The 21,018-nt window shown below is 36.5% G+C and carries 16 protein-coding genes and 2 tRNA genes; 7 read left to right on the forward strand and 11 right to left on the reverse strand.

Translation table 11 applies throughout. The annotated features are described in order from the left end of the window. The 4 genes from ABIB40_RS14360 to ABIB40_RS14375 all read right to left on the reverse strand — a co-directional run bounded on the left by ABIB40_RS14360 (position 1) and on the right by ABIB40_RS14375 (position 2,522). On the reverse strand, positions 1 to 1,239 hold the full coding sequence (locus tag ABIB40_RS14360; RefSeq protein WP_354360075.1) for a relaxase/mobilization nuclease domain-containing protein: 1,239 nt from the start codon (positions 1,237 to 1,239) through the stop codon (positions 1 to 3). Further along, positions 1,194 to 1,616: a plasmid mobilization protein gene (locus tag ABIB40_RS14365; RefSeq protein WP_354360076.1), complete on the reverse strand. Its 423-nt coding sequence runs from the start codon at positions 1,614 to 1,616 to the stop codon at positions 1,194 to 1,196. Before ABIB40_RS14365 ends, ABIB40_RS14360 begins: the two co-directional genes overlap by 46 nt. A 322-nt stretch (positions 1,617 to 1,938) precedes the next feature. Next, positions 1,939 to 2,178, reverse strand: coding sequence for a hypothetical protein (locus tag ABIB40_RS14370; protein WP_354360077.1), 240 nt, complete (start codon positions 2,176 to 2,178; stop codon positions 1,939 to 1,941). Positions 2,179 to 2,180: 2 nt separating this feature from the next. After that, a complete protein-coding gene (locus ABIB40_RS14375; protein ID WP_354360078.1) occupies positions 2,181 to 2,522 on the reverse strand; it encodes a helix-turn-helix domain-containing protein in 342 nt (113 codons plus the stop codon). Positions 2,523 to 2,654: 132 nt separating this feature from the next. On the opposite strand from ABIB40_RS14375, the gene ABIB40_RS14380 reads away from it, so the two are divergent. Genes ABIB40_RS14380 through qatD form a run of 4 tightly spaced genes read left to right on the forward strand, consistent with a single transcriptional unit; the run spans position 2,655 to position 7,385 of the window. Next, positions 2,655 to 4,553 (forward strand): KAP family P-loop NTPase fold protein, encoded by a 1,899-nt coding sequence (locus ABIB40_RS14380; RefSeq protein ID WP_354360079.1) that lies wholly within the window; start codon positions 2,655 to 2,657, stop codon positions 4,551 to 4,553. Positions 4,554 to 4,555: 2 nt separating this feature from the next. Further along, positions 4,556 to 5,296 (forward strand): Qat anti-phage system associated protein QatB, encoded by a 741-nt coding sequence (locus ABIB40_RS14385; RefSeq protein ID WP_354360080.1) that lies wholly within the window; start codon positions 4,556 to 4,558, stop codon positions 5,294 to 5,296. Between the two features lie 2 nt (positions 5,297 to 5,298). Then, complete coding sequence (gene qatC, locus ABIB40_RS14390) at positions 5,299 to 6,657, forward strand: Qat anti-phage system QueC-like protein QatC (protein WP_354360081.1); 1,359 nt, start codon at positions 5,299 to 5,301, stop codon at positions 6,655 to 6,657. After that, a complete protein-coding gene (gene qatD / locus ABIB40_RS14395) occupies positions 6,654 to 7,385 on the forward strand; it encodes a Qat anti-phage system TatD family nuclease QatD (RefSeq protein WP_354360082.1) in 732 nt (243 codons plus the stop codon). Before qatC ends, qatD begins: the two co-directional genes overlap by 4 nt. Before the next feature lie 25 nt (positions 7,386 to 7,410). Here the strand turns inward: qatD and ABIB40_RS14400 are convergent, their stop codons facing one another. The 4 genes from ABIB40_RS14400 to ABIB40_RS14415 form a co-directional block, all read right to left on the reverse strand. Next, a complete protein-coding gene (locus ABIB40_RS14400) occupies positions 7,411 to 8,439 on the reverse strand; it encodes a PDDEXK nuclease domain-containing protein (protein WP_354360083.1) in 1,029 nt (342 codons plus the stop codon). Further along, positions 8,439 to 9,698 carry a site-specific integrase gene (locus tag ABIB40_RS14405; protein WP_354360084.1) on the reverse strand — a complete coding sequence of 420 codons (1,260 nt, stop codon included), beginning with the start codon at positions 9,696 to 9,698 and terminating at the stop codon, positions 8,439 to 8,441. The genes ABIB40_RS14400 and ABIB40_RS14405 overlap by 1 nt, the downstream gene beginning before the upstream one ends. 292 nt (positions 9,699 to 9,990) lie before the next feature. Beyond that, positions 9,991 to 10,067: transfer RNA gene (locus ABIB40_RS14410), tRNA-Pro, on the reverse strand. Between the two features lie 612 nt (positions 10,068 to 10,679). Beyond that, a tRNA-His gene (locus ABIB40_RS14415) sits at positions 10,680 to 10,753 on the reverse strand. Positions 10,754 to 10,925: 172 nt separating this feature from the next. Between ABIB40_RS14415 and rnhA the strand changes: the two genes are divergently transcribed. Further along, a complete protein-coding gene (gene rnhA / locus ABIB40_RS14420; protein ID WP_354360085.1) occupies positions 10,926 to 11,408 on the forward strand; it encodes a ribonuclease HI in 483 nt (160 codons plus the stop codon). Positions 11,409 to 11,503: 95 nt separating this feature from the next. On the opposite strand, the gene ABIB40_RS14425 is transcribed toward rnhA, so the two are convergent. The 3 genes from ABIB40_RS14425 to ABIB40_RS14435 form a co-directional block, all read right to left on the reverse strand. Continuing rightward, on the reverse strand, positions 11,504 to 11,887 hold the full coding sequence (locus tag ABIB40_RS14425; RefSeq protein ID WP_354360086.1) for a VOC family protein: 384 nt from the start codon (positions 11,885 to 11,887) through the stop codon (positions 11,504 to 11,506). A gap of 349 nt (positions 11,888 to 12,236) precedes the next feature. Further along, a complete protein-coding gene (locus ABIB40_RS14430) occupies positions 12,237 to 12,728 on the reverse strand; it encodes a metallophosphoesterase family protein (protein WP_354360087.1) in 492 nt (163 codons plus the stop codon). A gap of 130 nt (positions 12,729 to 12,858) precedes the next feature. Further along, positions 12,859 to 13,569: a tRNA1(Val) (adenine(37)-N6)-methyltransferase gene (locus ABIB40_RS14435; protein ID WP_354360088.1), complete on the reverse strand. Its 711-nt coding sequence runs from the start codon at positions 13,567 to 13,569 to the stop codon at positions 12,859 to 12,861. Between the two features lie 128 nt (positions 13,570 to 13,697). Here ABIB40_RS14435 and purL point away from each other — a divergent pair, with 128 nt between their 5' ends. Together purL and ABIB40_RS14445 are read left to right on the forward strand one after the other, a co-directional pair. Continuing rightward, positions 13,698 to 17,399 carry a phosphoribosylformylglycinamidine synthase gene (gene purL / locus ABIB40_RS14440; RefSeq protein ID WP_354360089.1) on the forward strand — a complete coding sequence of 1,234 codons (3,702 nt, stop codon included), beginning with the start codon at positions 13,698 to 13,700 and terminating at the stop codon, positions 17,397 to 17,399. A gap of 704 nt (positions 17,400 to 18,103) precedes the next feature. Beyond that, a complete protein-coding gene (locus ABIB40_RS14445; protein WP_354360090.1) occupies positions 18,104 to 20,278 on the forward strand; it encodes a glutamine synthetase III family protein in 2,175 nt (724 codons plus the stop codon). The last annotated feature ends 740 nt before the right edge of the window (positions 20,279 to 21,018 follow it).

Genomic DNA, 21,018 nt, shown 5'->3' on the forward strand with positions numbered 1-21,018 from the left:
TTAATTAATTTTTTTACGTTTTTTCTTCCGCTTGTTCTGAGCCATTCCCAGAGACATTTGTCCTTCTTGAAGGTCAGGATTCAATAATTCGTCAAGTAATGATCTTCCTGTAGAAATTTCCCCTTGATTATTAATGCCTGTATTTTCCCACTTCAATAATGGTTTTGTAGCTGAATGGGTATTCTTTTGGGCAGACTGCGATTTTATAAACCATGTACTTAAGGCCGTAGCACTATATGCTTTACCTAAATCGCTTCCGTTAAAAACAGCTTTAGCTCGGTGATCTATAAAAGTAACACCATACAATCGACCTTGCTGATTCGTGCGAAGTACCACATCAATACCTTTTGCTTTCAATGCTTGTGTAAAACCAATACTGCTCGATCTAACTTTCATTACATGATCAATGGAATGTTTAAGCTGCTCCCTGTGCTCCATTCGCTTTTTATAATTCACATCAAACTTCAATTCTAAATTTTTTAGCGTTGGCGAACCATAAATACTGCTTGCTTTAATTGGAACGCCTACTTTATTGCCCTTTGCATCAAGAGCCCAATAGATCAGTCCATTTTTACTAAACATTCTTGATTCTTTCGATCCGAGATCTGCAACAATATTAAACTGGCGAAGCACCGCATTCAATTCAGCCACACTAGTGAATCTATATTGGTTCGTTATTATGCGAACAACATTAGAAATGGCTCTTTTCGTATCAACTTTACCATATTCAACTTTTGCTAAACAAACGACATCCTGCGACTGGTTCTCTTTTTTTTCAGCTCGCACCAGTTCAAATTGTCGTTCAACAAGTTTTCTAGCTACTTCTGATTTTGTCCTTCCCAAATTATGGAGGCTAATTCTCTCTCCGGAAACCATAATGTTTGTGCTAACTATATGCACATGGGGATGCCCAGCATCTCGATGTAAATAAACCAAATAGGGCTGATTACCAAAACCAATGTTTTCCATGTAAGTAGTTGCAATCTCATTCAGTTTTTCGGCGTGTAGCTTTTCACCAACTGCAAAATTCAAAGAAATATGAACGGTGTTCGTTTTTGTTCTTTCATTTCTAATAGCCAAATCTTTCAGTCTAAAAAGCTTATCATAAAAATTAAGCTGATGAATATCCTTATGAAATCCACTTTGCCAGATTAAATCTGCTTTGCCTAGCGCAACTTTTTTTTCATTGTAATTCAATGCTCCACTAAGACTTTTTCCACTGATAATCTTTGCGACCATAACTCAGAATAATTATTCAACCTGTTTTTAATCTGCTCAATGGAGGGTTGCAACTCATCTCTCAAAACGGTGAGCATCGCTTCCCATAATTCAGCATCAGGCATGTCATGCACACTGTTCAATTTTCTAACCGCTTGATTAAAATTGTTCCCAATAAAATTGAGTTCCTTTCGTAACAGAATGAGTTCCTCCAAAATATCATCCATTGATTTATCTCTATGGAAAACTGTGGTAGATTTTTCAAACAATACATTTCTTGTGTATTCACTTAGTTTACGAAATATGGACTTTTTAAATCTACTTTCTATCAGTGCAAACTCTTGTGGCTTTAAGCGTATGATCAATCTTCTAGTTCGATTTTCTTCAATCTTCATCATCTTAATCAATCTTTAAAAATTCCGACTTTGGAGGATTTTTACTTTTACCCAAACCGACTTTGGAGGGATGGCAAGATCCGTTTGTATGACAAACGTACATCTTGCTGACTGCTTCAACGAGGCAGTCTACTCCCTAACCTGAGTGCGATTAATAATTGCATTATAATGTTGTTTAAGCTTGCTTAATGGAACTGATTTGCGTTAACGATTGAAGCGACATCCTTTTTGGTTTTTCACCAAAAAGATATAGCAGAAAGCGTGTTAAAACACCCAAATCATATTTTCAACAATTTAATTATCAGGCTCCTAAAATAGCTCGAACTTATTTAAACATCAACTTTTCTTTGGCTCTCAAATAGGGTCGGTCTTTTTGTAATCGCCACATCCAATCTAATGCTTTGGCTCGCCAGTTTTTCACAGTAATACCTCTTCGACCCCTCCAACCCCTGCCGCTGTATTCATCATAAAAAGCCTTGGCATCTTTTAAATCGAAACCTTTTTGATCAAAAAAAATATTGATTTGGAAGAACGAAGGGTCACAATTATTTAGGGAATCTTCCATTGCTAAACCACTGCATACATATCTTCCTTACTAGATTTCTTGCCTGCCATCATGGAGGCAATATCCTCGTAATCATAATAGATTGCACCACCGATCTTCGTAAAGGGTAAAGTGCCCGTGTCTCGAAGCGTTTGTAGAAATCCATGCGATATTCCTAAAAGAGATTTGACCTCGCAAGACTTTAACCATTTCTTTCCGGGCTGTCCGTTGCTCTCTTTTACAATCCGTTTAATTTCAATGAGAATTTCGTCTTTGAAAATTTCCAAGTCGCCTAAGGTTAGCAACTGGTCTTTGGTAGGAATAAAAGATTTTACTCCTCTACTTTGTTGGGAAATAGCAGTCATAATTAAAAGTTTTGAACTGCAAAAAAAGGTTTTAGGATCTTTTCAAATCCACACCTTACGGGGGAGTTGTGTGGTTTCTTAAAAATTTTATATTTTTAGCTATTAATCTAATGTTAATTTCAGACGTAATATATGTGGGCAGATAACGAAACTTCAGAGGACCTTTTAGGATTTAAAGTACACGCAGATTTATTAGTTAATATTATTAACGACGAATCTGTGTTGCCGATTACAATAGGTGTTTTTGGCGATTGGGGAAGTGGAAAGTCCAGCATTTTGCAAATTGTTAAAGAGGAATTTGATAAGGAAGATGATGAGGATTCGCTCTGCATATATTTTAACGGTTGGACTTTTGAAGGGTATGACGACGCTAAAGCGGCATTGCTCAATTCAATTCTTAGAGAATTGGAAGACAATAAAAAAATTTCCGCTGAGATAAAGGAAACAATAAAAGAAAAAGTAAAGAAACTTTGGAAATCTGTTAATTGGATGCGTGGTGCAGGGATGGTAATGAAAAATGTTGCCCTGCCTGCTGTTTCTGCATATTTTACTGGAGGGATTAGCTTAGTTCCTTTTGCAATTCAGAAACTAACTGAATGGGGAGATAATCCGGAAAAAATAATTGAAAAACTTCAATCGAAAGAAGGAAAAGAAATATATAAAGCTTTTGTAAAAGAAGGAAAAGAGAAAGATAAAAATGTCACAAATGCGGTAGCAGAATTTAGAAAAGATTTCGCTGAACTCTTAGAAGCAACAAATTTCAAAAGGTTAGTAGTAATTATTGATGATTTGGATAGGTGTAGTCCCGAAAGAATTATTGAAAACCTTGAAGCTATTAAACTTTTTCTAAACGTACCAAAAACAGCGTTCATAATTGGAGCAGACCCTCGTATTGTAAAATACGCCATTGAATATAAATACAAAAACAATAAAGAGATTGAGGAAGATAACAATAGGATTGTTATAGATTACTTGGAAAAGTTGATACAGCTTCCATATTCTTTACCACGACTTTCGGAATCTGAAGTTGAAACTTATATATCAATGCTTATTTGTAAAAAAGAGATTGGGGATACTAAATTTAAGAATATACTTGATGAATTTAAGAAGTATAGATCAACGAATAAGTATTCTGCATTTGGACTATCGAATTTTGAGAAGATTTTGGCGGCTGAAGATTTTCAGAAAGTTAAAGACAATGTAATTACAATTCCTTCATTAGTCCCGTTAATTACAAATAGTTTGTATGGTAACCCTAGACAGATTAAACGGTTTTTAAATACTTATACTATTAGAAAAAGACTTGCAGAAGTTGCCTCGTTACAATCCTTTAATGATTCAGTTCTTGCGAAGATGATGATACTTGAATACTCTGAACCCAAGTTGTTTAAAAAATTATTTGAGTGGCAAACTATTCAAGACGGAGTGCCTAAAGAAATAACAAGTATAGAGGCTATGTGCAAAGAGAAGGGAATTGAAGATGTTCTATCAGAAATAAGGGATTCTGATTTCAAAGAGTGGAGTAAATCCAAAATAATAAGATGGTTTCAAATTGAGCCGTTATTGTCAGGAATTGATTTGAGGGATTATTATTGGATTGCTCGTGATAAACTGGAAAATTCTATCACAGCTACTAGTATGATTCCACCAGTTGTTAGAGCATTCTTTAACGAATTATTGCCCGATAATATGACATCAACAGTTACAAAATCTCTACTTTCCGAAAAATTTAAGCCGTTAAGCGATCTTGAAAAAGATGCATTTTTTAATCTCCTATCTTCAAATTTAAAAAGGAATCCCAAACAAAAAAGGCTGTATGACATTTTCAATGCTATGACAGAAAATAAAATCGAAAATACAGTTTATCACTATATGGAGACTCTTAAAATAATTAGCGTGTCTGATATTGAACCTGCGGTTGCTACGAGATTAGCAGATTTTAAATCAGAGCTAGAAATTGGAGATTTTTTGAATGATTATTTCAATGATGGAAAATCGAAAGCAAGCAAAGCATTTAATTTAAAAAAATAAAAATGGGAACATCTAAATCATTTTCTGATGTAAAACACTCAATGGTTCCGAATTGGGGTAAACTTAGTTCTTCACTTACCTCAAATTGTGATTCTTCTGCTCTTCCGACTCAAAAGCTACAGACTATAATGGGAAATTTTGTTTCAGCATTGGGCGGAGCATCCACAGGTGGACGTGGCGGTTCAAAAGCAGGAGGAAGAAGCAGCATCAGAACTGCAAAGAAAATCGGAGGAATCTTTTCAAAGTTTATTAGCTCTGGTAATAATATTAGAGAAACTCTTGAATCTACCGGGTTATCTGATATTGATAATAAAACAGTTGGTGATGTAATTAATCATTTAATTGAGTATTGTTCCGGCAATGCCACATCAATTGATGATAATGCTGCGAAAGAAGCTACAAGACTATTATTAGAAGAAATAATGGGACAAGCTGAATCCATCGATGAAGTACAAAATTTACTACAAGAAACTTTTGAAGCTAATACTTTGGAAGATGTAGTAATAAAGTATTTCGGGTATTACATCAATGAGCTCTTATCAAAGTGGTTCTATGAAAACTTAATAAAAAACAAGAATGAAAGTGATTGCAATAATCTTTTCAACCAAATAAAAAATTTTATAGTTGAAAGAGTTGGCGATATGCACAAAAGAAATCCATTACATAATATTGATTGGAGTTCCGAAGAGGCAGATAGGCTTATAAAAAATATTCAACAAGATATATTAACCGTATTTGAATAATTATGAGAGTAAATATAGTCATTGTTGATGCAGATTACGGCAAATTTTCAGATTTGCAGCTTTGTTATACAGATAACGGAGTAAGTAGAAGTGTTCCTTTATCTTTTTTAGGGTATGAAAGGGTTTTTGATTTTACGAATGATTTTACCTCTGTAAAATTTGACTTTTTTCTTGTGTCTGCAATAGTTTATGGTGTAGATAACCTACTCAGTCGCGCTATTTATTCAAATGATGGTTGGACAAGAGATATAGAAATAGAATTTCCAGTAAACAATTTAGCCGTTTGGAATGGTAAGGAAGAAAAAGTAAAACAGATTTTAGATTTCTTGACAGGCGATAACTGGCATATTTCTTTTCGAAAAATAGAAGATGTCAACTTGTTCCATCCACGTACCAACAGAAGGAAAACTCCACATTATGAAAAAGATACTATCAAATCCGTAAGTTTATTTTCTGGAGGATTAGATTCTTTAATTGGTGTTATTGATGAGTTAGAAAAGCTAAGAAATAATGAAAGAATACTTTTAGTGTCTCATTTTGATTCAAAGTCACCAGGGCCAAATGGAGACCAAAAAAAGTTATTGAGGCATTTAATGACCCAATACCCAAATAAAATATATTGGGTACAATCGAAATTGGCGTTATCAAGGAAAGACATTGATGGTGAAAGAGTTATTATTGAGAAAAATTATCGAAGTCGTTCACTTTTTTTTATTGGCTTAGGTATTTATCTGTCACCTACTGATGAACTAATAATTCCCGAAAATGGCACAATTTCAATTAATTATCCTCTTACACCATCTAGAGTAAGTTCCTTAAGTACAAGAACAACTCATCCATATGTTTTAAAAACTACTCAAGAATTATTTGCAGAATTAGGTTTGCATACGAAAATAGATAATCCCTATTCATTGAGAACTAAAGGAGAAATGATTATTGAATGTACAAACCCAAGATTTTTAGAAAGTGTTTATACAGATTCGGTTTCTTGTGGTAAAAGAGGTTTTAGACAATTTCATTTTGATAATCCTAGTGAAAAACATAATTGTGGAAGATGTATGCCTTGTATATATAGACGAGCTGCATTGAATAAAGCAGTTTTGGACAATGAAAACCATTATGGTAACTTTATTACAAAAGTGTCATCGGTTGGAAAAAATGATTTGCCCGCATTATTCAGTTATTTGAAAAGAAATATCCCGTTGGAAAAAATGAAAAGAGATTTGTTAGTGAATGGTAATATAGATATTGACAGTCTTACGGGTTATGCAGAAATGGTGTTAAGAAGCAAAGCCGAAGTTTTAAAATTGTTTAACGATAAAGGAAACAGATTTGTAAAATCTGAGTTGGGGATAAGATGATTATTGATACACATTGTCATATAGATTTATATTCAAATCCAAGAAAAATTTTGCAGGATTGTGTAAATGCTGATATGACTGTATTAGCAATGACTAATCTGCCGAGCCATTTTGAAATGGGATATGCTCATTTTTATTCATTAAAAAGAATAAGACTGGCTTTAGGAATGCATCCTCTAATGGCTAATTCACATAAAATCGAGTTTAATTCATTCTTAAATAATGTTAGTAAAACATCATATATAGGAGAAGTTGGCTTGGACTTTTCTAGAGAAGGTATTTCTACTAAAGATATTCAATTAGATACTTTTTCTAAAATATTAAAGATTATTTCGGATCAAAAGAAGATCTTAAGTATTCATTCCCGAAAAGCGGAGAAAGAAGTTTTAGAACTCTTAGTACAAAACAATATACATTCTGCAATTTTTCATTGGTATTCAGGAGGTTTAAGTTTGATTGACGATATTGCAGAAGAGGGATATTTTTTTTCTATTAATCCGGCAATGGTGAAATCTATGTCTGGCAGAAAGATAATTTCTAAAATACCAAGGGGTTTAATTTTGACAGAAACTGATGGACCTTTTGTTACTGAAAGTGGTGTTCCTTTAAACCCGGGTGAACTCAATACCGTAATTTGTTATTTATCAGAAAGCTGGAATATTTCAGATGAGGAAGTTACCAATATAATTTCGTCAAATTTTAAAAATCTAATATCTACTTTCAAATAACTCTACCCTTATAACATGGTCAAAGTTATTCCAATTGCTTCTTCAAATCATCCTTACTCGGCAAATAAAGTTTATATTCTTTCGCAAAAATCTGTTTATTACCTTCTGGTAGAGTAAACTCTACAACGGCTTTGTTCTCCTCCTTACATAAAATTATTCCGATGGTTGGGTTTTCTTCTGGAAGCTTTAGTTTACGATCATGATAGTTTACGTACATCTGCATTTGGCCAATATCTTCATGTGTTAATTTACCAATTTTCAGATCGATTAATACAAAACATTTAAGCAGCCTATTATAAAATGATAGATCAACGTAATAATGATCACCTTCAAGTGTAATCCGTTTTTGTCTGGCCTCAAAAAGAAAACCTTTACCAAGTTCGAGCATGAACTGTTCTAGCTTATTAATGATTGCTGTTTCAAGATCATTTTCAGAATATTGATGCTCTTCCCTTAGACCAAGAAATTCAAGTACATACGGAGACTTCAAGGTATCAAATGGATTTACACCGATTTCATTTCTCTTAGAACTTGAACTAACACCATTTTTATCATTGCTTAGTGCCAGACGCTCATACAAAGACGAATTATATTGTCGTAACATTTCGCGAATTGACCAATTGCAACTATTTGCTTCCATTTCATAGAACTTTCGTTCCTGCGCATCTTGGATTTTGAGTAGATGAAAATAATGGGTCCAGCTTAACTTAAAGGTATCCTGAAATAGTGAAAACAAATCCTTTGCAGATTTCCGAATCAGTGATTCGGAAATCTCCGGGCTATAAACAATATAGAACTTTCTGAATTTCTCCAGATTATCTACTGAATAACCTTTCCCATATTCTTTGTTAAGTAGATGGCTCAAGTGCTTTAATGTTTCCTTAGAATAAACCGCACGATCTAGTCCATTCTGTTCATCCTCCACGATCATTTTTCCAATATGGAAATAAGTGAAGACCATCGTGGTATTTACATACCTTACAATTGAATTTCTAGATTCCTCAATTACTTTTTTAATTGACTTAAACAGATTATCATTTAATAACTCGCTCATTATTTTGCCCTCCTTAATATTAATTTACTTTTTTCATTGTTATCCAATATATTTCTAAGGTTAAGCATGTCTTTACTAACCTTTTGTTCGATGACCTTTGCATAGATCTGAGTGGTTCTGATACTGGTATGTCCCAACATTTTACTTACCGTTTCTATAGGCACTCCATTGGAAAGCGTTACAGAGGTTGCGAACGTGTGCCTTGCTAAATGGAAAGTTAAATTACTTTTGATGCCACAGAGATCAGCGACTTCTTTTAGATAGGAATTGAGTTTTTGGTTTGATATGATTGGAAAAACACTTCCTTTCGCAATTGATCTTGGATTGTTTTTATACTTTTCTATAATTAAAGCTGCTTTCGGCAAAATCGGTACGTTAAAAGACGTATCGGTTTTTTCTCGCATTGCTTTAATCCAATAATTTCCATCCAATCCGAGAATTATATTTTCAGGTGTTAATTGCATCACATCTATATATGCAATGCCCGTATAGCAGCTAAATACAAAAAGGTCTTTTGCGTACTGAATTCGTTGCAGACTAAAAACTTTGTCCTCAATAGAAGCAAGTTCGTCGCTTGACAAAAAACCACGCTCCACTTTTTGTAACTTAAGCTTAAAGAACTCGAATGGATTTTTATCTATCCAACCAAGCTTAGTACCCAATCGAACCATTTTCTGAAGCCTTTCCAAATGTTTCATCACTCCATTGTTCTCCATTCCCTTATGATGGTCTGTTGGCTGATAAGTTCTCAGAAAGTATTCAAAATGGGTTATAAACTCATAATTCAGTTCTGACAGATACAAATCTTGTTTTTTGAAATGTTTAAGAACAAACTCTTTGAGATATTTAACAGTGGTATAATAGTTTTTAATGGTTCCAGGCGCAAGAACTTCTTTCATGTGGAGATTATGGTAATCCATAAGGGATTGAAGGGTATTCTCCTGTTGTTCGATTCCCAAAAACCTGTTTTTAATTAATACTGCTGTAACCAATGTATTTCCGACGCTCAAGTTCTGGTAGATAGAGGAAACCATACCACGGGCTTTTTCCAGATCGTTGTTCAGTGTCTTGAGTTCAATAGTCTTTGGTTTTGCCAAACCCTTAATATTATTCCAATCAATGATTTTAACTGTTTTGCGCAAAGACATTTCGATTCTCTCTCCATTTACCGAAATTCTAGCATAAATAGGTGCACTGCCATTTTTGGCTTTGTTCATCCTTAAAATAAAATGAACTCCGAAGCTGTTAGTTGTTCTCATAATCCTTATTTTTAAATTCACATAAACTGATTTGAACTATTTTATCAAAACAGGAGTGAGAAAAAAACTAAAGGCAATTCATATTGATCTATATCAGTTCTTATTTAATGCCAACAACTAATTGCAAATCAAAACTTTAACCCTTAATTGAGAACTAATATAAAAATAAAATTAGGTCACCTTTTAGTTCTCACGACAGATGGATTGAAAAGGATTATGATAGACTACTTAAAAGCAAAAAACCCTCTAAATAATGATATTTAGAGGGTTTAGCATCCAGACGGACTGGAAGTGGTCGGGGTGGCAGGATTCGAACCTACGACCTCCTGCTCCCAAAGCAGGCGCGATACCGGGCTACGCTACACCCCGAAAAACAATTTAGATTTATATTGAGATAACAACCTTTTGTTTTTTGATGCTGCGAAGATAAATCAAATTTAGCATCCGTGCAAAAATAAAATCAAAAAAAACGGCCAATTCATTCTATCAGAAGCTTAGACACAAGATTTACAGCACTTTAATTTTCTGTTTTATTTTTAAATAATTATGCTTTTAAAATGCATCTCCTTGCATTAACGAACTTTCTTAATTTGTTCCCGTATTTTTGTGTGCAACATGCTTTACACTAAACGTCTTTGATAGTTGCAATAGCCAGGCGCGCCCTCTTTTGGCCTTTAACAATAACAAACTATCATCTCGCCGGTGGGTTGTTGAAATTGAAAAGGCTATTGAAGTATTTTTTGATGATGTCTTTGTCGGTTACCGTGCAAGATAAATTCAGGAGGTGTTAAAATCTCTGATCCAAACTTCACCATATCTATCTAAAAAAATTATCAGCTTATAGCGAGATAGCCCTGCAAGGATTAAAGTAGAGAAATTAAGGGAATGACGGATATTTGACTAGGAAAATAAAAACGAAGAAATCTACTTTGACGTTAACCAAAAAAAGCAGCTCTTTGCAGAACTGCTTTCAAAACTCGGGGTGGATGATGGGGCTCGAACCCACGACCCCCGGCACCACAAACCAGTGCTCTAACCAACTGAGCTACAACCACCGTGTTTTTTTGTGATACAAAAGTACGACTTTTAAAATCTCTTACAACTATTTTTTAATATCCCATCGCAAAATTCATGTAAGCGCTTAACTGTCAATAAAATGATTTTTATGTCAACCTTTATTAAAAATACTTAGGTTGTTTTGATTATCAATCTTAGTTTTGCAACAGCATGATAGAAATTTACACCGATGGCTCATCTAGTGGCAACCCCGGTCCGGGTGGCTATGGCACAATTTTAAAATCTGGAAGTCATTACAAGGAGCTAAGCGGGGGTTTTAGAAAAACCACCAATAACCGAATGGAACTGCTTGCCGTTATAGCCGGACTGGAAGCTATTAAACAACCAGGTGAGGAAGTGCAGATTTTTTCTGATTCTAAGTATGTGGTAGATTCAGTTGAAAAAAAATGGGTTTTTGGCTGGGTAAAGAAAAACTTCGCCGGAAAGAAAAATAAAGATTTATGGCTTAGATTTCTTGCGCTCAACAAACTCCACAAAGTAAAATTTACATGGATTAAAGGGCATAATGATCATCCGGAGAACGAGCGTTGCGACCGACTGGCGGTTGCCGCTGGGAAAGACACTAAAAATTTAAAAGTCGACACTTTTTTCGAAAACGAACAGCAAAACCCTGCCACGCCAAAAATGTGGTAAAGTTAAGTGGAGATAAATTTTAGCATCAAGTACCAAGTATCAAAACAACCAACGCCTAAAAAACTAACCTACTAAACTCTAACCTCCTGCCCCTATCACGCCATAGAATGTAAACCAAATATATTCCCCTCTGTATCCATTCCGAGACACATGAAGCCATATTGGCCTAACGATTCTTTGGGTCTAAAAACCTTGCCGCCCGCAGCAACAATTCTACGCTCTTCTATTGCGCAATCTTCACTCCTAAAATAAACCGTAGTGGAGTTTCCACCAGCGGCTACTCCATTCATCTTTACCAAAGTGCCAGAGGCACCCACGCCTTCCATATCCGAAGGAAATGCCCACATTTCCATACTCTCGTCATTTGGATTTCCCAGTGGGTTTAGTGAGATTTTCAGCACTTCTTCGTAAAATTTCTTAGCCCTACTCATGTCATCAACATTAATCTCGAACCATACAATTGGATTCTTAGTTTCCATGATTTTAGTTTTTTGTTATTTATCAAAAATAGGATTAATGACTCTGCTTCTACTTGGCTTATGACAAGAAATCAGCTGTCGAAGATTTCTTTATTAATTCGGCTCAAGGATTTATCGATAACTTTCATTTGTGATCTCTGACTCTTTACCGCTTTCCCGAAAAGCCGGGAAAGAACCGTACCTCGCTATAGAGTGGCCACTATAGGGCAGTGACGACATTGAGAGCCTTTCGCTCTGCTCTTTAAGCTTAAGGTTTTGAACTACCAACTTTATGCTTTGGCGTTTCAACTTGGTCTTTCAGCTTTGGTCTTTTGACTTATAACGTATAAATTACAACGGAAAACTCCATCTACCTTCCTGCCAACTCAATCACTTCTAAATTTTCTATTTTTTCTCCGTTGATAGTAAAGCGGATGAGTGTGCGTACTTTATGCCAACCTTGTTTACCTGCAGCACCTGGATTGATGTGAAGACATTTTATCTTATCATCGAACATCACCTTTAATATATGGCTATGGCCGGTAATGAACAATTTGGGCGGATTATTATAAATTTCGGGTATTACATTTTTGCTGTACCTACCGGGATAACCACCAATATGTGTCATCCAAATAGCTACGTCTTCGCACATAAATCGGTTATGTTCTGGGAAATCAGAAGTAATTTTCCTATCATCTATATTTCCAAAAACTCCACGAAGCGGCTTAAAAGCGGCCAATTTCTCGGCAACATTGGCACCAAAATCTCCGACATGCCAAATCTCATCGCATTGTGCAAAGTGGGTAAAAACAGCCTCATCTAAAAAACCATGAGTATCAGAAATCAATCCTATTTTTTTCATTGTAAAATTGTTGTATTGCTAGATTTAAAATATCTAGATTTTGATATTTTCACATTACTAAATTGTTGCCTTCCTAAACACCTTACCGCCCCACCAACTAAACCCTAACCTCTAACCCTCTAAACTCTCATCAAAATGCCAAAAAAAAATCTTTCGGTAAAGCCTTATATTCCGCTGGATGCACATTTAGAGATTCATAAATATAAAAATTACGCTCTACAATTTTCGATTGCTCGCGACTAAAACACAAAACATTCCGTACTGCTGCTTTTGAATTATCAGAACAAACCCGAACCTTTTGCGATACGAATAGTTTTTCCTTCAATCCTAGGTTGATGAGTATTTCCGCTTGCTTAACGGGCAAAATCACCCAAAACAAACCAAATTCAGATAGAAGCTCAGATACTTTTTTTATCAAGTGCTCAAAAAAATCTTCCTCTGCATGCCTAGCAATTTCCTTTCTTTTATCTACATTTTTTAAATCGTTTACAAAAAATGGCGGATTGGAAACGATTAAATCAAATGTTAAATCAGTTTCAAATGCTGCTATCGCGATGTTTTCGACCTTTAACCGATTATTAAAAGTAGAATTTTTAAAATTTGCAGCCGCAGTTGTCGATGCTTCTGAATCGATTTCTACCGCTTTGATAGAAGCACTCGAAAATCTTTGTGCCAACATTAAAGCAATAACGCCAGTGCCTGTGCCTATATCCAAAATGTTTTTTGGATCAGAATGATTTGCCATTGCGCCAATTAACACCCCATCTGTATTGATTTTCATTGCGCAGCCAGCTTGGCTCACCTCAAATTGTTTAAATCTAAAAACGCCTTCGTTCTTCATATCACCAAATCTGCGAATACTTTACGCATCTTACATTCCACTTTAAGCCCAAAAGTAAATTGAATAAATAGAAACTGAAAGGAGTTTTAAAATTTAAAATCGTAAATTTGCCTCTTCAAAAAAAAGCCATGATTCACTTTTTCCTCGACGATAAAAAAACCGTTTTTCTGGTTCAAACAAGCGAAAACTTTCCTGATGCTGACGTAACAAAGTTAGAATGGTTGTTCGCTGGTGCTAAGCTCCAGAAAGCACAAGAACTAATTGGCAGTTTTGTTGGCCCAAGGGCGGCAATGATTACGCCCTGGAGCACCAATGCCGTAGAGATTACGCAGAACATGGCCATTGTTGATATTATAAGAATTGAAGAGTTTAAGCAAGTAGATGCAGATTTCTCTGAATACGATGCAATGCTTTTTCAAAAATACGAAGGCTTGAATCAAGACATATTTACGATACATATTCAACCAAAGCCAATTTTAGAAATAACAGACATTGCTGCCTACAACAAGCAAGAAGGTTTGTCTTTAAGTGAAGATGAGGTAAATTATCTGACTGATTTATCTACCAGAATAAAAAGACCATTGACCGATTCTGAAGTTTTCGGGTTTTCACAAGTAAATTCGGAACACTGTCGGCACAAAATTTTTAATGGCAAATTCGTAATCGATGGTGTAGAGCAGCCGAGTTCACTTTTTAAACTCATACGCAAAACATCAGAAAAACACCCAAATGGTATTGTTTCTGCCTATAAAGATAATGTGGCATTTGTAAAAGGCCCGAGGGTGCAGCAATTTGCCCCAAAACGGGCAGACGTGGCAGACTTTTACGAAACAAAAGATTTCGATTCAGTTATCTCTATCAAAGCAGAAACACACAACTTCCCAACTACTGTAGAGCCTTTTAACGGTGCTGCAACCGGTGCTGGCGGCGAAATTAGAGATCGCTTGGCTGGCGGACAAGGCTCTTTACCTTTAGCTGGAACAGCAGTTTACATGACCGCACTTTCTCGATTAGCAGACAATCGCCCTTGGGAAAATGGAGTGGAGGAACGGAAATGGTTGTATCAAACGCCGATCGATATTTTAATAAAAGCCTCAAACGGTGCAACAGATTTTGGAAATAAATTTGGGCAACCGCTTATTACTGGTTCTGTACTTACTTTCGAATATGATGAGCGCTTAGATGATTCTCAAAACCCACGAGTGTTAGGTTACGATAAAGTAATTATGCTTGCCGGTGGCGTTGGTTACGGCAAAGCAGATCAGGCACAAAAGAAAAAACCACAAGAAGGCGATAACATTGTTATTCTTGGCGGAGAAAATTATAGAATAGGAATGGGCGGTGCAGCTGTTTCCTCTGCAGATACTGGTCAGCACGGCAATAGCATTGAACTGAATGCCATCCAAAGATCAAATCCAGAAATGCAAAAACGCGCAGCAAATGCGATACGCGGTATGGTAGAAAGCGACCATAATCCAATTGTGTCTATTCACGATCATGGCGCAGGCGGGCACTTAAATTGCTTGTCAGAATTGGTAGAAGAAACTGGCGGACTTATAAATTTAGACAAACTTCCGGTGGGCGATCCTACCCTATCTGCAAAAGAAATTATCGGCAACGAATCTCAAGAAAGAATGGGTTTGGTTATTGGAAACGACGACCTCGATACTTTACAAAAAATTGCAGATAGAGAACGTGCACCAATGTACACCGTTGGGAAAGTAACGGATAACCACCGTTTTACCTTCAAATCTGAAACTTCGGGCATTATACCGATGGATTTGGCCATGGAAGATATGTTTGGCAGCTCGCCAAAAATTGTGATGGAAGATAAAACCATCGACAGAAAATATGCAGCACTAACATACGATGCAACAAAATTAAACAGCTATTTAGAGCAAGTTTTACAACTTGAAGCTGTTGCTTGTAAAGACTGGCTAACCAATAAAGTAGATCGTTGTGTAGGCGGACGCGTTGCAAAACAGCAATGTGCCGGGCCCTTGCAATTACCACTTAACAATTGTGGCGTTACGGCATTAGATTTTAACGGAAAAGAAGGCATTGCAACCTCTATTGGGCACGCACCAATTTCTGCGTTAATTGATCCCGCAGCGGGCAGTAGAAATGCCATCGGCGAATCTTTATCTAACTTAGTTTGGGCGCCTTTAAAAGACGGACTTGACAGTGTGTCTCTTTCTGCAAACTGGATGTGGGCGTGTAAAAACGAAGGCGAAGATGCACGTTTATATAAAGCGGTTGATGCGTGCGCAAATTTCGCAATCGATCTGGGAATAAACATCCCCACAGGGAAAGACTCTTTGTCGATGAAGCAAAAATATAAAGATGAAGAAGTAATTGCACCCGGAACGGTAATTATTTCTGCAGCCGGCAATTGCAACGATGTGAGAAAAGTAGTAGAACCTGTTTTGCAAAAAGATGGCGGAGCAATCTACTATATTAACCTTTCTAACGACAGCTATAAATTAGGCGGCTCTTCTTTTGCACAAATTTTAAATAAAATTGGCACCGAAACGCCAGACGTTAAAAATGCTGATCAATTTAAAAAAGCATTTAATACTATTCAACAGTTAATAAAAGAAAATAAAATTCAAGCAGGACATGATGTTGGGAGTGGCGGTTTAATTACCACCCTCTTAGAAATGTGTTTTGCAGATCAAGATTTGGGCGCATCTTTAGATTTATCGCCTTTGGCAGAACAAGATGTTGTAAAATTGCTTTTTGCAGAAAATATTGCAATGGTTTTTCAAGCAGACGCTTCCGCCGAAGAAATTTTGAAAACAGCAGATATTGAGTTTTTTAAAATTGGCGAGGTAAAGTCTACAGCTTCATTGGAAATAAAAAACTTCGACGAAACTTTAAGTTTTGATATCGCATACCTTCGTGATGTTTGGTTTAAAACATCTTATCTATTAGACGAAAAACAAACTGGTGCAGGTTTGGCAAAAGCCCGATATGCCAATTATAAAAACCAACCGTTAAAATATAATTTCCCAACGCATTTTGATGGAAAAAAACCAAATTTGAACAACCTCGGTAAACAGGGAGAAAGACCAAAAGCGGCCATTCTTAGAGAGAAAGGTAGCAATAGCGAGCGCGAAATGGCAAACGCCATGTATTTGGCTGGCTTTTATGTGAAAGACATCCACATGACGGATTTGATTAGCGGCAGGGAAAATTTAGAAGACATTAAATTTATAGGTGCGGTTGGCGGTTTCTCTAATTCTGATGTGTTAGGATCGGCGAAAGGTTGGGCGGGCGCATTTTTATACAACGAAAAAGCCAAAACGGCGTTGGAAAATTTCTTCGCCAGGCCAGACACTTTATCGGTTGGTATTTGTAACGGTTGTCAGTTATTTGTAGAATTGGGCTTAATAAATAAAGACCATATTGAGAAACCTAAAATGCTGCACAACAAGAGTGGCAAGCACGAAAGTATTTTTACCTCTTTAATTTTACAAGAAAACAATTCGGTCATGCTTTCTAGTCTGGCCGGAAGCACCTTGGGCGTTTGGGTATCGCACGGCGAAGGACAGTTTTCTCTTCCTTATACCGAAGATAAATATAAGATTGTTGCCAAGTATGGCTACGAAAGCTACCCTGCAAGTCCAAATGGATCTGATTATAACACTGCTATGATGTGCGATGAAACTGGCAGACATTTAGTGATGATGCCACACATTGAACGCTCTCTTTTTCAATGGCATTGGGCAAATTACCCAAAAGGCCGCAATGATGAAGTTTCGCCGTGGATGGAAGCTTTTGTAAATGCAAGAAAATGGGTCGAAGGGAGAAAGCCGGTTAGTTGTTGAGTTGGTTAGTCGTGGAGGTGTTCAGCCGTGGTGGTTTAGAGTCGTGGAGTTATTGAGTTGTTAAGACGTAAATCAAAAGCCGTAAATGAACTCCCCTCCTTTTTTTTAGGAGGGGTCGAGGCAATGTCGTAAACTTGAGGAAAAATCGATAAAATGGTGTCATCCAGAGCTTGTCGAAGGACAGCCATTTTTATTGGTTTTTGCCATTTGTCTGGTCTTCGACAACTTGTCCCGACCATTCGGGAGGCTCAGACTGACAGAAAATTAGCTTAACTTTATGACATTTGGGGTCGGGGGTGGTTCGCAAATCTTAAGTCGAGTTTGGCTTGTAACCCAAACTTCCCTCTTTTTTAAGGGAGGGCTGGCGCATTGAATTCGTCCTTTCGACCGCAGGGAGAAATCTCACACGCTTGGAACAGTTATTTATCATAAATCCTACAACGCAGTAACACCTCTCCTATCGTCGAGGCACGCTGCGTTGTGCTTAACTTTTTGAAATAATCAGAATCCCAAAAATTTACAAAACTAAAGTAGAAAGGTTAAGTTCGGCACAATAACCAAGAATTCTACTTACATCAACCGAAACCAAAACGTCAAAAAAATCTATTTTCAATTTCATTTTTCTTAAAAATTATAAAAAAACATCAATTTTTATACAAAAAACAAGAAAATATATTAATTTTGACAAAAAAACTTGTTAATTAATGACAAACCTAAGAACTATCGCACTAAAAGAGGCTCAAAATAGAACCTCTCCTGATGTTAAATCATCTTTTTCGAAAATATCTGATTTTTTCGGGCAAAATGTCTTCGACAAGAAGAAGATGCGCGACTACCTTTCTAAAGAAGTTTACGAAAAATTGCTTTCTTCTATAGACCAAAGCACTTTGCTTAATAGCGATGATGCCAATCAAATTGCAATTGCTATGAAGGCATGGGCCATGAGCCATGGCGCAACCCATTACACCCATTGGTTTCAACCGTTAACCGGCACAACTGCAGAGAAACACGATTCGTTTTTTGAACCTAGCGGCGATGGTCCGATAGAAAAATTTGCAGGAAGCGCATTGGTACAACAAGAACCAGATGCATCTAGTTTTCCAAATGGCGGAATTCGCAACACATTCGAAGCTCGTGGTTATACTGCATGGGATCCATCATCACCAGCATTTATAATGGAAAGCAAAGCAGGCAAAACCTTGTGTATTCCAACAGTATTTGTTGCCTACACTGGTGAGGCGTTAGATTTTAAGGCTCCTTTATTAAAAGCCTTGGCGGCTCTTGATAAAGCAGCGGTAGATGTTTGTCATTTCTTTGATAGAAGTATTACTAAAGTAAACGCTTCTTTAGGTATAGAACAAGAATATTTCTTAGTGGACGAATCTTTATTTAATGCCCGTCCAGACTTGGCATTAACTGGTCGTACATTATTTGGCCACATGAGTGCCAAAAACCAACAATTAGATGATCATTATTTTGGTTCTATTCCAGAGCGTGTTTTTGCGTATATGGTAGACTTTGAGAATGAAGCGCTTAAATTGGGAATTCCATTAAAGACAAGACACAACGAGGTGGCGCCTTCTCAGTTTGAGTGTGCACCAATTTACGAAGAGATTAACCTTGCCATAGATCACAATCAATTATTGATGGATTTAATGGAAAAAGTAGCTCATCGTCATCATTTAAGAGTGTTGTTGCATGAAAAACCTTATGCGGGTATAAATGGGTCTGGTAAACACAATAACTGGTCGCTTATTACAGATACAGGCAAAAACTTACTTGCTCCAGGCAAAACGCCTAAGAATAACTTAATGTTTTTAGCATTCTTTGTAAATACCATTAAGGCAGTTAGCGAGCATGCAGATCTATTGCGAGCAAGTATTTCTTCTGTTAGTAACGACCATAGGTTAGGCGCTAATGAAGCTCCTCCTGCTATTATTTCTATCTTTTTAGGTTCGCAACTTAATGATGTGTTAGACGAGATAGAACATTCTCGCATCAGCAAAAAAATAAAAGAAGACAATGCACTTTGGTTGGGAATCCCTAAGATCCCACAAATTTTATTAGACAATACAGACCGTAACCGTACTTCGCCATTTGCCTTTACAGGTAACAAATTTGAACTGAGAGCTGTGGGATCTATGTCTAACTCTTCGTCGCCAATGACTATTTTAAACGCTATAATGGCTGATCAGTTAACCAAATTTAAAACAGATGTTGATAAGCTGATAAAGAAAGGTGATAAGAAAGACATTGCTTTGTTAACCGTTATTAAACGCTACATTAAAGAATCTAAAAGCGTTAGGTTTGAAGGAAATGGTTACAGCAAAGAATGGGAAGATGAAGCTGCCACAAGAGGATTGGCAAACGTTAAAACTACTCCAAAAGCGCTAGATGCTTACTTGACTGACAAATCTTTAGAATTATTTGCTTCTACAGGCGTTTATAGCAAAAGAGAAATTCATGCCCGTCATGAAATTATGCTAGAGAGTTTCTACAAAAAGCTTCAGATAGAAGCTAGGGTAATGGGCGAAGTGGCAAATACCTTCATCATTCCGGCAGTTGTAAAATACCAAAATGAACTTATTGCAAATGTTAAGGGCTTAAACGAAGTTGGCGTAGATTCTGGCATTCCTTTAAACATCATCAAGGAATTAACAAAACACTTAGAGATTGTTAAAACCGACATTGATGCGATGTTAGAAGAACGTAAAGTAACCAACAAAATAGAAGATACCAGAGACAAAGCAATTGCTTATGACGAAAAGGTAAAATCTTATTTCGATTCCATCCGCTATCATGCTGATAAATTAGAGCAGATTGTTGATGATTCTGTTTGGCCTTTGCCTAAGTTTAGAGAGTTGTTGTTTATGAAATAAAAATTTCTAAAAAAAATAAACTTTAAGGTGTGGATTTCTAATCTGCACCTTTTTTTGTACCCTATTTTGCCATGTTACTAGCGCTAACGATCGGAATTTAGTGTAAAAATCCCGCGCGTGCGGGATTAAAATGCCCAGAACCGCCCCCAATGTCATAAAGTTAAGGGAAAACCTACAAAATGATGTCATCCTGAGCTTGTCGAAGGGTAACTATTCTTTAGGTTTTTGATTATTAAGAGGTCTTCAACAAGCTACCATTGACGTTGTTTATAATCAATTAATTATCAGAAGATTATAATATTATCTGACTTCTATCATTCCTCCGTGCAGCCTTGCCAAAAACGACCTACGCTCTGTCTCACGCTGTGCTAGCCGCACGGGCTTCAAACTTTTTTCTTGATAAAAAAGTTTACAAAAACCGAGCATTTCTGCGAGCTCATGAATGCAAATAAAACAATAAACACTAATGAATAAATCAAGGCTGGCATCTCTTTGGGCAAAAATTCGCCAAGCTGTTTAATATCGATGCTTCGAGGCCTTTTCCCTCGCTCTTAACGCCGCCCACGGCTGCGAATCCTCTTCGTAGCTGCAAATTGTCCGGTTTCTGCAAGCAGCTTTAGGCGTTTTTTCCTCCAAATTGCTGCTAGGCCGGGACTAGCGAGAAGGCTATAGCGAGTTAAAAAAGCGTCACTTATATTAATTTATATGAAATATATTAAACCTCAGCCTGACAGTAATTT

The sequence above is a fragment of the Pedobacter sp. UYP30 genome (assembly GCF_040547165.1).
Taxonomy (GTDB): Bacteria; Bacteroidota; Bacteroidia; order Sphingobacteriales; family Sphingobacteriaceae; genus Pedobacter.

Excerpts from the sequence above, each read along its gene's own strand:
- ABIB40_RS14430 (WP_354360087.1), bottom strand. The coding sequence starts at position 12,728 with ATGAAAAAAATAGGATTGATTTCTGATACTCATGGTTTTTTAGATGAG.
- ABIB40_RS14425 (WP_354360086.1), bottom strand. The coding sequence starts at position 11,887 with ATGGAAACTAAGAATCCAATTGTATGGTTCGAGATTAATGTTGATGAC.
- ABIB40_RS14375 (WP_354360078.1), bottom strand. The coding sequence starts at position 2,522 with ATGACTGCTATTTCCCAACAAAGTAGAGGAGTAAAATCTTTTATTCCT.
- ABIB40_RS14445 (WP_354360090.1), top strand. The coding sequence starts at position 18,104 with ATGACAAACCTAAGAACTATCGCACTAAAAGAGGCTCAAAATAGAACC.
- rnhA (WP_354360085.1), top strand. The coding sequence starts at position 10,926 with ATGATAGAAATTTACACCGATGGCTCATCTAGTGGCAACCCCGGTCCG.
- ABIB40_RS14360 (WP_354360075.1), bottom strand. The coding sequence starts at position 1,239 with ATGGTCGCAAAGATTATCAGTGGAAAAAGTCTTAGTGGAGCATTGAAT.
- qatC (WP_354360081.1), top strand. The coding sequence starts at position 5,299 with ATGAGAGTAAATATAGTCATTGTTGATGCAGATTACGGCAAATTTTCA.
- ABIB40_RS14435 (WP_354360088.1), bottom strand. The coding sequence starts at position 13,569 with ATGAAGAACGAAGGCGTTTTTAGATTTAAACAATTTGAGGTGAGCCAA.
- ABIB40_RS14365 (WP_354360076.1), bottom strand. The coding sequence starts at position 1,616 with ATGATGAAGATTGAAGAAAATCGAACTAGAAGATTGATCATACGCTTA.
- purL (WP_354360089.1), top strand. The coding sequence starts at position 13,698 with ATGATTCACTTTTTCCTCGACGATAAAAAAACCGTTTTTCTGGTTCAA.
- ABIB40_RS14400 (WP_354360083.1), bottom strand. The coding sequence starts at position 8,439 with ATGAGCGAGTTATTAAATGATAATCTGTTTAAGTCAATTAAAAAAGTA.
- ABIB40_RS14380 (WP_354360079.1), top strand. The coding sequence starts at position 2,655 with ATGTGGGCAGATAACGAAACTTCAGAGGACCTTTTAGGATTTAAAGTA.
- qatD (WP_354360082.1), top strand. The coding sequence starts at position 6,654 with ATGATTATTGATACACATTGTCATATAGATTTATATTCAAATCCAAGA.
- ABIB40_RS14385 (WP_354360080.1), top strand. The coding sequence starts at position 4,556 with ATGGGAACATCTAAATCATTTTCTGATGTAAAACACTCAATGGTTCCG.
- ABIB40_RS14405 (WP_354360084.1), bottom strand. The coding sequence starts at position 9,698 with ATGAGAACAACTAACAGCTTCGGAGTTCATTTTATTTTAAGGATGAAC.
- ABIB40_RS14370 (WP_354360077.1), bottom strand. The coding sequence starts at position 2,178 with ATGGAAGATTCCCTAAATAATTGTGACCCTTCGTTCTTCCAAATCAAT.